Source organism: Candidatus Methylomirabilota bacterium, assembly GCA_036005065.1.
Taxonomy (GTDB): domain Bacteria; phylum Methylomirabilota; class Methylomirabilia; order Rokubacteriales; family DASRDR01; genus DASYQW01.
In genome coordinates this window covers 1-11697 of record DASYQW010000008.1, presented here as the reverse complement: position 1 = coordinate 11697, position 11697 = coordinate 1, and the positions used below count along the sequence as shown (strand labels likewise).

At 71.4% G+C, this 11697-nt stretch carries 10 protein-coding genes and 1 pseudogene; 5 read left to right on the top strand and 6 right to left on the bottom strand.

Features of this window, described 5'->3' with window-relative positions; all coding sequences use genetic code 11:
• The 5 genes and pseudogenes from VGW35_00400 to VGW35_00380 form a co-directional block, all read left to right on the top strand.
• Positions 1-571, top strand: a 571-nt coding sequence (locus VGW35_00400) for a sugar ABC transporter permease (GenBank protein ID HEV8306096.1), incomplete at its 5' end; no start/stop codon positions are given.
• Between the two features lie 4 nt (positions 572-575).
• Positions 576-1463, top strand: a complete 888-nt coding sequence (locus VGW35_00395) for a carbohydrate ABC transporter permease (protein ID HEV8306095.1) — start codon at positions 576-578, stop codon at positions 1461-1463.
• Positions 1464-1562: 99 nt separating this feature from the next.
• Positions 1563-1706: pseudogene (locus VGW35_00390) on the top strand (integrase core domain-containing protein).
• A complete protein-coding gene (locus VGW35_00385) occupies positions 1690-2160 on the top strand; it encodes a transposase (GenBank protein HEV8306094.1) in 471 nt (156 codons plus the stop codon). The pseudogene VGW35_00390 and the gene VGW35_00385 overlap by 17 nt, the downstream one beginning before the upstream one ends.
• 12 nt (positions 2161-2172) lie before the next feature.
• Positions 2173-2340 carry a hypothetical protein gene (locus VGW35_00380; GenBank protein ID HEV8306093.1) on the top strand — a complete coding sequence of 56 codons (168 nt, stop codon included), beginning with the start codon at positions 2173-2175 and terminating at the stop codon, positions 2338-2340.
• A 38-nt stretch (positions 2341-2378) separates the two neighbouring features.
• Here the strand turns inward: VGW35_00380 and VGW35_00375 are convergent, their stop codons facing one another.
• The 6 genes from VGW35_00375 to VGW35_00350 form a co-directional block, all read right to left on the bottom strand.
• Positions 2379-4103 (bottom strand): thiamine pyrophosphate-requiring protein, encoded by a 1725-nt coding sequence (locus tag VGW35_00375; GenBank protein HEV8306092.1) that lies wholly within the window; start codon positions 4101-4103, stop codon positions 2379-2381.
• A 31-nt stretch (positions 4104-4134) separates the two neighbouring features.
• Entirely contained in the window at positions 4135-4362 is a 228-nt protein-coding gene (locus VGW35_00370) for a type II toxin-antitoxin system prevent-host-death family antitoxin (GenBank protein HEV8306091.1), read from the bottom strand.
• Positions 4363-4456: 94 nt separating this feature from the next.
• Positions 4457-7288: a molybdopterin-dependent oxidoreductase gene (locus tag VGW35_00365; GenBank protein ID HEV8306090.1), complete on the bottom strand. Its 2832-nt coding sequence runs from the start codon at positions 7286-7288 to the stop codon at positions 4457-4459.
• 5 nt (positions 7289-7293) lie between these two features.
• Entirely contained in the window at positions 7294-8814 is a 1521-nt protein-coding gene (locus VGW35_00360; protein ID HEV8306089.1) for a 4Fe-4S dicluster domain-containing protein, read from the bottom strand.
• Positions 8815-8912: 98 nt separating this feature from the next.
• A complete protein-coding gene (locus VGW35_00355; protein HEV8306088.1) occupies positions 8913-9698 on the bottom strand; it encodes an enoyl-CoA hydratase in 786 nt (261 codons plus the stop codon).
• Complete coding sequence (locus VGW35_00350) at positions 9695-11296, bottom strand: AMP-binding protein (protein ID HEV8306087.1); 1602 nt, start codon at positions 11294-11296, stop codon at positions 9695-9697. Before VGW35_00350 ends, VGW35_00355 begins: the two co-directional genes overlap by 4 nt.
• Between the last annotated feature and the right edge of the window lie 401 nt (positions 11297-11697).

Sequence of the window (11697 nt, the reverse complement as noted above, 5' to 3'; positions counted from 1 at the left end):
CCTGCGGAGCGCGTTCTTCTTCCCGTTCACGCTCTCCGTGGTGACGGTGGGCCTCACGTGGCTCTGGCTCCTCGACCCGGTGGTGGGCCCGTTCAACTACTACCTGAAGGCGGCCGGCGTGCCCGTGCGGCCCTGGCTCGGTGACCCCGCGACCGCGATGTGGGCGATCATCCTGACGACGGTCTGGTGGGTCACGGGCTACTACCTGGTGATCTACCTGGCCGGGCTCCAGGACATCCCGCGCGAGCTCTACGAGGCGGCGGCGATCGACGGCGCCAGCGGGTGGCGGCGCTTCTGGGCGATCACGCTGCCGCTCCTCCGGCCCGTGCTCCTCTTCGTCCTGGTGACCCACGTGATCGGGTCGTTCCAGATCTTCGGACAGGTCTACATCCTCACCGACGGCGGGCCGGGCGACGCGACGCGCACGGTCGTCCAGCACCTCTACGAGACGGCCTTCAAGAACTTCTTCCACTTCGGGTCCGCGTCGGCGATGGCCTGGGTGCTCTTCGCCATCATCCTCGGCTTCTCGGCGCTCCAGTTCCGGCTCCTCCGGGGCCACACGGAGTACTGAGGCCGTGAGCCCCGGGCCGCTCCCGGCCGTCGTGTCCCGCTCCCGGGTCGGCGCAGTCCGCTGGCGCCGGCTCGGCCTGACGGCGGCGCTGGTCGTCCTGGCGGGGCTGTGGCTCCTGCCCGCGGTCTGGATGGCGGTGACGTCGCTCAAGCTGACCGAGAACATCGTGAGGGTGCCACCCGAGTGGGTGCCGTGGCCGGCCACGCTCGAGCACTACGGGGAGGTCCTCTTCTCGTCGTCTCGAACGGCGCGGATCGGGCGCGCGTTCCTGAACAGCGTCATCATCTCCCTCGGGACGGTCGCCCTGGTCCTCCTGACCAGCGCCATGGCGGCCTACCCGCTGGCGCGCATGCGATTCCCAGGGCGTGACCTGGTCTTCGTCGTCCTGGTGGGCAGCCTGATGATCCCCAACGCGGTGGTCCTCGTGCCCCAGTACGTGCTGACGCAGCGGCTCGGGTGGCTGTCGACCTACCAGGGGCTGATCGTCCCCGAGGCGGCGGTGACCTTCGCCTTCGGGGTCTTCCTGCTCCGCCAGTTCTTCCTGACGATCCCCGGGGAGCTCGAGGACGCGGCGCGGATCGACGGGGCCGACAGCTGGCGGATCTTCTCGCGCATCGTGCTGCCGCTCTCCCAGCCCGTGCTGGCGGCGCTCGCGATCTTCGCCTTCCGGTCCGCGTGGAACGACTTCCTCTGGCCCCTCATCGCCGTCAACAAGGCCGAGATGTTCCCGCTCCCGGTCGCCCTGTCGTTCCTCCGCGGCGCCTACGCCTCCGAGTCGTACGGGCCGATCATGGCCGGGGCGACGCTGTCGGCCCTGCCGCTGCTGATCGTCTTCCTGGTGGCCAACCGGCGGATCGTCGAGGGGGTCCGGGTCAGCGGCCTGAAGGGGTGAGGGAGGGAACCACCGGGACCGCGACGCTCTCGACGGAAGGTAGGAAGTGCTAGCCACATTTCTCGGTGCCGTTCCCCGGCCCGGTCCCCCCGCTCCCGTCTCCGGTACCGGCCGGACTTCCCGGCGCGGTTCGGATCCTACGAGGATGCCGAGACGTTCGGCCAGCGGTTCTTCCCTTGGTACAACTTCGAGCATCGTCACGGCGCCCTTGGCCTGATGACGCCCCATGATATTCACTACGGCGGGGTTTACACCCACCAGCGACCTGGTGCGTCGCCTCCGGTCGGCGGCCGCCGCGACGGCGACCGGGCGGCGCTCCGCCCGGCTCGAGGGGTTCAGCCTGCACGCGGACGTGGCCGTGCCGGCGCGGTGCCGGGATCGGCTCGAACACCTGGTCCGCTCCCTGGTGCGCCCGCCGCTGGCGCTCGAGCGGTTGGCGGACAGCACCGGCGGGCAGCTGCTCTACCACTTCAGACGCCCCTGGCACGACGGCTCCACGGCGCTCCTGTTGGAGCCGCAGGAGTTGCCGGAGCGGCTCGCGGCCTTGGTCCCCCCGCCACGCCGGCCGTGGCTCGCGTACCACGGCCTCCTCGCCCCGCGTGCCGAATGGCGCTCGGCGAGCGTGGTGCGGCCAACCCGTGCCGACACGACCCCTGACGACTCGGGCGTGGCCGCGGGCGCGCGATCGCCGAGGTAGACCTGGGCGCGCGTGCTCCGCCGGGTCTTCGCGATCCAGGTGCTGGTGTGTGACCGCTGCGGGGGCGCGCGCCGGATCCTGGGCGCGGTGACGGAGCCCCACGCCGTGCGGCCGGTGCTCGTCGCCCTCGGGCTGGCCGCGGAGACGGGCCGCGCGGAGGGGACCGAGAAACGTCGCTAACACTTCCTAGGTTCTAGGTTCCCTCGGACGGGCTGGAGCTATCGCCGGCAGACGATGTTGAGCACGGCCTGCCGGCGGTCGCGGCGGACCGCCTCCAGCGCGCGCCGGAGCGCGGCCGGCAGCGCGTCGGGTGTCTCGACCCGCTCCCCGTAGCCGTCGAACGCGCGGACGATCTCCTCGTAGCGGGGCGACGGCGCCAGCTCCGAGAGCGGGAAGGCGTTCGTCGTCGCGGCCCAGCCGTCCGGGTGGACCATGAGGGTCGCCCGCTTGACCGCTTCCCACGACTCGTTGTTGAAGACGACGGTCAGGATCGGCAGGTCGTGGAGGCGCGCCGCGTAGTGGCCGGCGGTCGGCGCCCCGAAGATGTAGGAGCCGTCGCCGAGCGTCGCGATCACCGTCTTGTCCGGCGCGGCCAGCTTTGCTCCCAGCGCGGCCCCGAGGCCCCAGCCGAGCCCGCCGGCGTGCGGCGAGCCGAAGTACGCGCCCGGCGCCGGAGGCGGGGCGTGGCGGAGGTCGAGCGGGTACTCGTTGACCACGATCGTGTCGGGGCCGAGCACTTCACCCAGACACCGGGCCGCCCACTGGAAGCCGATCGGCGTCTGCGCGCGCTCGGCCTCGGCGGAGGCGGCCCAGGCCGAGCGCGTCGCCCGGTGCGCCGCCCGCAGCCGCTCGAGCCGGGCCTCGACCTCCGCGGCCCGCGCGCGGCGCCGCACGGCCTCCGCGAGCAGCGGAAGGGCCACGGCGGGGTCGGCCGCGACGGGGACGTCGCAGGGATACGAGCGCATCGGGTAGCGGCCGAAGAACGGATCGACGGCCAGGTGGATGACCCGCGCGTCGTCCCGCAGCTTCACCTGTGAGGGAAACCACGGCACGTCGCAGTCCACGACGAGGATGGTGTCCGCCTCGGCGACGGCCGGGTGCGCCTGGCTGCCGAAGACGTACCCGAGGTGGCAGGGGTGATCCGCCGGGAAGTTCATGTAGACCGGGCTCGCCTCGAGCACGGCGATGGCCCCCGCCTCGGCGAGGGCGACCAGGCCCTGGACGGCGGCCGGCGCCCGCCCGACTTCGGCGGTGACGATGAGAGGCGCCCGGGCCGCAGCCAGGAGCTCGGCCGCCTCGTCGAGGCGCGCGGGATCGGGGAAGCGGCGGCTTCCGACCTGGCGCCGCGAGGGCGACGTGACGGTGAGCTCACCGAGAGGCTGGGCGAGCACCTCCCGCGGGAGCGTCAGGTAGACCGGGCCCCGCGGCTCCGCCAGCATGAGCTCGAGCGCCCGGTCCACCACCGCCTCGAGCTGCGAGGCGTGGCGGAGCTCGTAGTCCCACTTCACGTACTCCCGCAGCATGCCGCCTTGATCGAAGGCCTCCTGGGCCCAGTGGATGTGGGTGTCGCGCGCGCCCCGGAGGCCCCCGTCCTCGGTGATCGGGGTCCGGCCCGCGGTGAAGAGGACGGGCGTCTGGGTCCGGGCGGCGTTGATGACGGCGCCGGCGGCGTTGGCGGTGCCGACGGTGACGTGGACCATCACCACCTGAGGGCGCCCCGTCACCGCGTAGTACCCGTGGGCCATCGACACTGCCACGAACTCGTGCGGCACCAGGATCGGGCGCGGCGCGGGCTTCCCTTCGGCGGCGAACTTGGCGAAGCCGTCGACGATCGAGGCGAAGTCGGTGCCGGCGTTCCCGAAGAAACAGTCGATCCCCCGCTCCCGGAGGAGCTCGAGGTAGGCCTGGGCCACGGTCTCGACGCGGATGGTCTTGGTCGACATCAGTCCTCCAACCGGCGACCGTGGGGGGTCGCTAAAGCGTTCTCTGCCAGAGCGGCACACCCCCCTTTGCATCATACTCGCGTCGAGCGGCGGCGATCTCGTGAAGGAGCGAAGGATGGGTCAGAACGATGTCCTCGATCTCGTCCTCGGTGGGCTTCAGGAGAGCCGCCTGGGGCTTGCCGCGGTTGGTGATGATCACTTTCTCACCCTTGGCGACTCTCCGCAGCACGCTCGGGGTCTGAAGCCTCAGCTCGCGCAGGCTGACAAATTTTATGCGGGGGACTCCCTGTTACCCAGAAGTTAAACATAAAACATGGATGGCGGGCAAGGACGCCGCGCAGAGCTCGCTTCCTTCACGGCTCCAGGCGGTAGGCCGACGGGTCGGGCTTGTAGGCCCGGGGCAGCCACAGCGGGCGGCGGAGGTTCCCGGGGCCCGGCGCCGGGCGCGCGAGGTTGAGCCAGCGGCGGTAGACCTGGTGCGCCTTGGTGGTGTCCACCGCGATGTCACCGTAGCGATCGTCGACACCGGCTCGCGCGATCCGGACCTTCTGGTGCCAGCAGTGCTGCCCACTCACGGGGTCCGGCTGGACCGGGAAGGTCAGGTTCTGATGAACGCCGGCGTCCTCCCAGAAGATGCGCGCGGAGTCCGGATCTGAGCTCGCGAAGGGACGGATGCCGTGGATCGTCCGCATCCGCCACTGGCCGGGGCTCCCGGGCTCGAGCTTGACGAGCGCCGTCGACCAGCGGTCCCCCCCGGTCTCTTCGCTGAGGCGCCAGCGCCCGAGGTGGTGGGAGCAGGCGACGACCCCGGGGCGGATCGACTCGGTCACCCAGAGCTTGTCCACGAACGACCCGATCTCCGTGTGGATCTTCACCAGGTCGTCGGTCCCGACGCCCAGTCGCTCGGCGTCCCGGGGGTGCATCCAGACGGGGTTCGAGTGGGAGATCTCGTAGAGCCACTTGGCATTGCCCGAGCGCGTGTGGATGAGGGTCGGCAGCCGGAAGGTCGGCAGCAGCAGGAACTCGCCCTTCGCGCGGTCGATCTCGGACCAGTGCACGTGGCTCCGGATGTATCCCGGCAGCGCGTACTCGGGCCACTTCCACTCCCGGAGGGTCTTCGAGTAGAACTCGAGCCGCCGCGACGGCGTGGGAAAGCCCACCATGGGCCGGCCATCCACGTCCACGCCGATGGGGGCCCCACCCTTCGTGATGAGCCCCGACACCGGGTCCGCCGTGGCCCCCTCGAGCTCGGCCGGGGTGAGCGTCTTCTCGTGCGTGCGGTAGACGCCATCCTCGACCAGGAACGCGCCGTACTTCCGCATGTAGGCGAGCGGCGTCAGCGCCTCCCGGGCCGCCGCCTCCGGCAGTCCCGGGACCGAGTGCTCGAAGATCCAGCCGTAGAAGTCGTCCACGGTGAGCTTCTCGCCGGGACGGGAGGGGGCCTCGAAGTACCGGCGGATGCCGAGGTGGCCGTCCGGGTCGATCCGCCAGCTGAGCTCGATCCAGAACTCGTCCTCCTCCCAGATCTCCCCCACGCCGGCCGCCCGATGCGCCTCCCACGTGGTCGGGAAGCGTCGGCCCTGCTTTTCCAGGGCGACGCGCAGGACGGGCTGGCGGAAGCCGATCCAGCGGGCCGCGTGGGTCTCCTGGCTCATCAGGTCGTGGCGCTCGGAGCCGTGTCCCATGGGGAGCACGTAGTCCGCGAACCAGGCCGTCTCGCTCCAGATCGGCGTCAGACACACGTGGAGTCCGACCTTGCTCTCGTCCGTCAGGGCCTCGATCCACGACAGCCCGTCGGGATTCGTCCACACCGGGTTGTAGACCCGCGTGAAGTAGACGTCGAGCGTGCCGCGCCCCTCCTTCAGGAAGTGCGGGAGAAGGAAGCTCATCTCGAAGAAGGCCAGCGGGTACTCGCGGGGATAGAGCAGCTCGCTCCAGACCTTGGCCGGCGAGGGCATCAGGGGCGGCGCGGGCACGGCCTTGTTCCAGAAGCTCGGGGCCGTCCCGCCCGGCGTGGCCACCGCGCCCACCAGCACGACCAGGAACTCGAGCGCGCGCGCGACCTGCCAGCCGCCGAGGTTCCCGGCCGCCGCGTTCCGCCAGACATGGGTGGCCAGGGCAGAGCCGGCCCGCCCGACTTCCCGCGCCACCTCGACGAGGGTGGCGGCCGGGACGCCCGACTCCCGCTCGGCGAACTCCGGGGTGTACTCTGCGTACAGCGCCGGCAGGAGCGCCTCGAAGGTCTCGAAGGTCGGTGGCCGGTCGGGATGGTCGTCGCGGAGGTACTCGGCCCAGTTGACCCACCGGCGGAGGAACTCGCGGTCGTAGAGCCGCTCCTGGATGATCACCTGGCACATCGCCAGGAGCAGGGCCGCCTCGGTGCCGGGCCAGGGGGAGAGCCAGTAATCGGCCATCGACGCCGTGTTGGAGAGCCGGGTGTCGATGGCGCAGACCTTGGCGCCGCGCGTCTTCCCCTCGATGATCCGCTGGGCGTGGGGGTTGAAGTAGTGCCCCGACTCGAGGTGCGAGGAGAGCAGGAGGATGAAGCGCGCGTGCGCGTGGTCCGGCGACGGGCGGTCCAGGCCGTGCCAGAACGCGTAGCCCGCCCGCGCCGAGGCCGAGCAGACGTTGGTGTGGGAGTTGTGCCCGTCGATCCCCCAGGCATGGAGGATGCGCTGGTGATAGACGAGCTCGTGGCCGGGCCGGCCGACGTGGTACATGACCTCGTTCCGCCGACCCTCCACGAGGGCCCGCCGCACGCGCCCGGCGATGTCGTCCAGCGCCTCGTCCCAGCTCACCGGGACCCACCGGCCTTCGCCCCGCTTCCCGGCCCGCTTGAGCGGGGCCCGGATCCGCTCGGGATCCTCGACCTGATTCAGGGTGGCCGGGCCCTTGGCGCAGTTCCGACCCCGGCTCCCCGGGTGCTCGGGGTTTCCCTCGAACTTCTGGACCTTCAGGGTGGCGGGGTCGATGTAGGCGAGGAGCCCGCAGGCGGCCTCGCAGTTGAAGCAGATGGTCGGGACGAGCTGGGAGCGGCGCGCGACCTTCCGGGGCCACGCGGCCGGGTCGTACTCTTCCCAGTCGTCCCAGCGGGCGACCGGCGGGAAGCTCTGGAGACCGCCGGCCGGCGGGGTGAGGCCCTGGGCGGCCGGGTTCAGAGGCTCGGGGCCGCGTGCCGGGGGCATCGCGCTCAGCTCAGCGGGACCGCCTGGCCGGCCTTCACCCAGGCCTCTTCCCAGAGGGCGAGCCCGGCCAGCGCGAGGAGCGCCGCCACCACCGCGGTCACCCGGGAGGTGGGCAGGAGCAGGAGGGCCGGGAGCAGCGTGCCGGTGACCACCACGCCGCCCCAGAAGAGGCCGCGCCACGGTCCGTCGGTGATCAGGCGGGCGGCCAGCGCCGCGTCGAGGTTGGCGTGGGGCGTGTAGCGCTCGGCGAGGATCAGGAACAGGTTCACCCCGAGGGCGGTCAGCAGGAGTCCGCGGCGCCCGGCGGACGGGCCGTGGGCCAGGAGCGTCACCGCCGCGCCGGCGACGACGGCGGTGACGAGGAGGTGCGGGAGCACCAGCGGGCTCTGCCAGAAGTCGCGGCCCTCGGCCTGGGCGAAGAGGAAGGCGCTGTAGCCGGCGCTGGCCAGGGCGAGCCCGACGAGCGGCACGGCCAGGGGCGGCAGCCACCCCGGGCGGCCGGCCAGGACGAGCAGGAGCCAGAGCCCGGTCACGGCGCCGAACGCGAGGAGAATCCACGCGCCCCAGACCAGCCAGGAGCGCGGGTTGGGCTTCAGCAGGATGAAGTGGAAGCGATCCGGCCGCTTGAGATCGACCACCAGCAGCAGCGTGGTGACCAGGAGGAAGGCGAGCGCGACGATGGGCAACCCGAGCCCGGCCGCCCGGGGCCACCCCGAGAGCGTCCCCACGCCGGCGGCGAGCGCGGCGCCCGCCGCGATCGACTTGGTCCACAGGTAGGCCGACACGCGCCAGCCCCAGGGACGCGGCTCGTGGGACACGTCGTAGACGGTCCGCCCGAGCCCCTCGATCGCTTTGGGAGTCGCCGACGCGGGCCTCGGCGCCGGCCCATCCGGGCGGGCGAAGCTCACCAGCGAGAACGGCTCCGGCCGCTGACCCCAGAGGAAGCTCCCGCTCGGACGCTGGAGCTGAGGGGTGAGCGTGGCTTCGTCCGCTCCCACGTAGAAGAGCTTCGGGCGGGTCCCCTGCTCCGGCTTCCGGACCAGCACCGGCTCCCGCGCGATCACCCGGGCGACCTCGCTGGCCGGGTCGTCGAGGTCGCCGGCCAGGATCGCCCGCTCGGGACAGACGATGACGCACGCCGGCTCGAGCCCCTTCTCCACGCGGTGGGCGCAGAAATGACACTTGGCCGCGGTGTGGGTGGCGGGGTCGATGTAGAGCGCATCGTAGGGGCAGGCCTGCATGCACGACTTGCATCCGATGCAGCGATCGCGATCGAAGTCGACGATGCCGTCGGCGCGCCGATAGAGCGCGACCGTGGGGCAGATGGTCACGCAGGGCGCGTCGTCACAGTGGTTGCAGCGCAGCACCGCGAAGTGACGCCGCGTGTTCGGGAACTCGCCCTTCTCGACGTACTTGACCCAGGTGCGGAAGATGCCGAGCGGGACCTGGTTCTCCTCCTTGCAGGCGACGGTGCAGGCGTGACAGCCGATGCAGCGGGTCTGATCGATCACGAAGCCGTAACGCATGGGTCCCTTTTCCGTGGATCGTCGGGTTGACCTGCAAGCGTCGGCGATACCAAGAGGATCGCACAGAAAGCGGAAGCGTTACAACCGCTGACGATGCTTCATGTCCCGCGGTAGCGCGGCGGCCGCTTCTCGACGAAGGCCCGCGCACCTTCCCGGGCGTCCTCGGTGAGGAAGCAGGTGACCGTGGAGGCCGTCTCCAGGGCCATGGCCGTAGCGAGGTCGCTCTGGACGCCCGCCTCGAGAGCGATCTTCGTCATCGCGATGGGGATGGGCGCCTTCTCCATGATCTTCCGGGCCAGCGCTTCGGCCACCGCCAGCACCTGGTCTCGGGGCACTGCCCGGTTCACCAACCCGAGGCGCTCGGCCTCGCGACCGTCGAAGAGCTCGCCGATCATGATCAGCTCCTTGGCCTTGGCGAGACCGACGGCCCGGGGCAGGAAGTGCGTCACGCCGCCGGTGGAGAACAGCCCCACGCCGGTCTCGACGAAGCCGAACTTCGCGTCTTCGGCCGCCACCACGAGATCGCAGTCGAGCGCCAGCTCGCACCCGCCGCCCACCGCGTAGCCGTGGATGGCGCCGATGATCGGCTTGGGCATCGACTTCATGTCCACCGTGACCTGCTGGATCTCGTCGACGAACCGGCGGACGGAGCCGACGTCGGTCGGCGCCTGGGCGGACTCCTTCAGGTCGTCACCCGCGCAGAAAGCCCGGCCCTCCCCCGACAGGATGACCACTCGCACCGCCGGGTCTCCTCCGGCGGCCACGAAGGCGTGGTGCAGGTCGCGCATCAACTGGGGCACCATCGCGTTCAGCCGGTGCGGCCGGTTCAGCCGGATGCGGGCGATGCCGTCCTGCACGTCGTAGAGGACTGTCTCGAGCTTCATGGTGTCTCCTGTTCGGCCGACGCATCGGCCAGATAGCGCGCCTGCTCCGCGTCCCAGGTCCCCCCCGTCCGCCACTGGCCCCGGAGCGCCGTCTTCATCACCTTCTGCGTGTCGGTCCGCGGCAGGTCCTCGACCAGCTCCACGTACCGGACCGTCATGTACCGCGGCAGCTGCTCGGCCAGCCAGCGGGCGAGGGCCGGCGCGTCGAGCCCGGCGCCGCGCCGCGGGATCGCGGCCACCTTGATCTCCTCCTCGGTCAGCTCGGACGGCACCCCGATGGCGGCCGCCTCGACGACGTCCGGATGGGACAGGACCAGCTCCTCCAGCTCCTGTGCCGACACGTTCTCGCCGCGCCGCCGGATCGAGTCGGTCAGCCGACCCTCGAAGTAGAGGTACCCGCTCTCGTCCAGACGGCCGCGATCGCCCGTGTGGTGCCAGAGCCCCCGCCAGGTGCGGAGCGTGGCGTCCGGGTCCCCGACGTACCCCTCCATCATCGTGTGGGGCTCGTCCCCGCGCAGCGCGATCTCGCCGGATTGCCCGGCGGGCAGGCGAAGCCCCTCGGGCGAGAGGATGGCCAGCTCGTAGCCCTCCACCACCCGCCCGCACGCGCCGGGCGGCGGGGGCCGACCCACCGGGCCGCACACGGGCAGCCCGGTGTCGGTGGAGCCGTAGCACTCGACGAGCCGGCAGCCGAACCGGTCCTCGAACGCGGGGGCAAAGTCCGGCATGGGGACGCCCCAGCCGAGGCGCGCCGGGTGGTCGCGGTCGTCCGGCGCCGGCTCCCGCTTCCAGAGGAGCGTCAGCGTGCTCCCCATGAAGTCGAAGACGGTGGCCTGGAAGCGCCGGATGTCGTCCCAGAACCGGCGCACCGAGAAGCGCACGGCGATGGCCGCCGTGGTGGCGTGGTAGATGGCTGGGCCGACGGTGAGGGCAAGGGCGTCGATGTGGTACAGCGGAAAAGGGGAGTAGAAGACGTCCCCCTGCGCAAAGTTCCAGTGCCGCTCCGTCGTCTCGCACATCTTGGTGAACCAGCGGTGGGAGAGGGCCACGGCCTTGGAGGGTCCCGTCGTTCCCGACGTGCAGAGGATCGCCGCCAGGTCGCCGCGCCGGGCCTCGGTCCAGCCGGGATCGTCATGGTGTCGCTCGAGCTCGTGAAAGCCGCGCCAGCCGGCCGGCGGCGAACCGAGGGCGACCGTGGGGATGGCGATCTCGCTCCGGGTCAGTCCGTCCGCGACCGTCGCCGCGGATCCGGGGTCCGCGACCAGCACGGCCGGCGTCAACCGGCGGAGGAGATTCGCCAGCTGGCCACCCGTGAAGCCGGAGTTGAGCGGGCAGAAGCACGCGCCGAGCCGGAGGCAGGCGAGCCACAGGACGACCATCTCCGGCCGGTTGGCCGACAGGATCGCCACCCGGTCTCCGCGCTCGACCCCGAGCGCCGTCAGCCCGCTGGCGACCGTCCTCGACCAGTCGGCCGCCTGCGCATAGCTGAGAGTCCCCTGCTCCATGGCGAGGAACGGCTTCTCGGGCCCCCGCCCCAGCGCGGCTCGAAAGAGGGCCGACACGGTGTCGGCCGGGGTATGCAACGAAAGGGTGACCATGCCTGGCTTCCTGCTCGGGAGGTTCGTAAACGATAATCCACCCGTCCAGGGCCGGCAACACCGGCCAAGGCACCGGGTGGCCCGGGTGCCCGTCCCGCCTCCAGCGTGGCCTCTCTCGCCTTGACTTTCGGATCTCGCCTCCCTAGACTCACGCCACGCCCGACAGCGAGAGGCCCGCCGCCCGCTGCCGGGTGCGCCGTCCGTCGGGTCCCCCGGGGCAGGGATCGCTCTGGATCCCCTGCTCCGGGCCGCGCGCCTGGGAGAAACCGTCAACCCTGGGAGGGAGCCATGCGCCGTGTCATCCGCTCGCTGCTGTCGGCTGCCAGCCTGGTGATCTCGGGACTCGCCCTGTCACTCCTGGGGCCGACACCGGTCGTCGGTCAGGCGTACGGACCTTACGT

Excerpts from the sequence above, each read along its gene's own strand:
- VGW35_00350 (HEV8306087.1), bottom strand. The coding sequence starts at position 11,296 with ATGGTCACCCTTTCGTTGCATACCCCGGCCGACACCGTGTCGGCCCTC.
- VGW35_00365 (HEV8306090.1), bottom strand. The coding sequence starts at position 7,288 with ATGCCCCCGGCACGCGGCCCCGAGCCTCTGAACCCGGCCGCCCAGGGC.
- VGW35_00385 (HEV8306094.1), top strand. The coding sequence starts at position 1,690 with ATGATATTCACTACGGCGGGGTTTACACCCACCAGCGACCTGGTGCGT.
- VGW35_00355 (HEV8306088.1), bottom strand. The coding sequence starts at position 9,698 with ATGAAGCTCGAGACAGTCCTCTACGACGTGCAGGACGGCATCGCCCGC.
- VGW35_00375 (HEV8306092.1), bottom strand. The coding sequence starts at position 4,103 with ATGTCGACCAAGACCATCCGCGTCGAGACCGTGGCCCAGGCCTACCTC.
- VGW35_00360 (HEV8306089.1), bottom strand. The coding sequence starts at position 8,814 with ATGCGTTACGGCTTCGTGATCGATCAGACCCGCTGCATCGGCTGTCAC.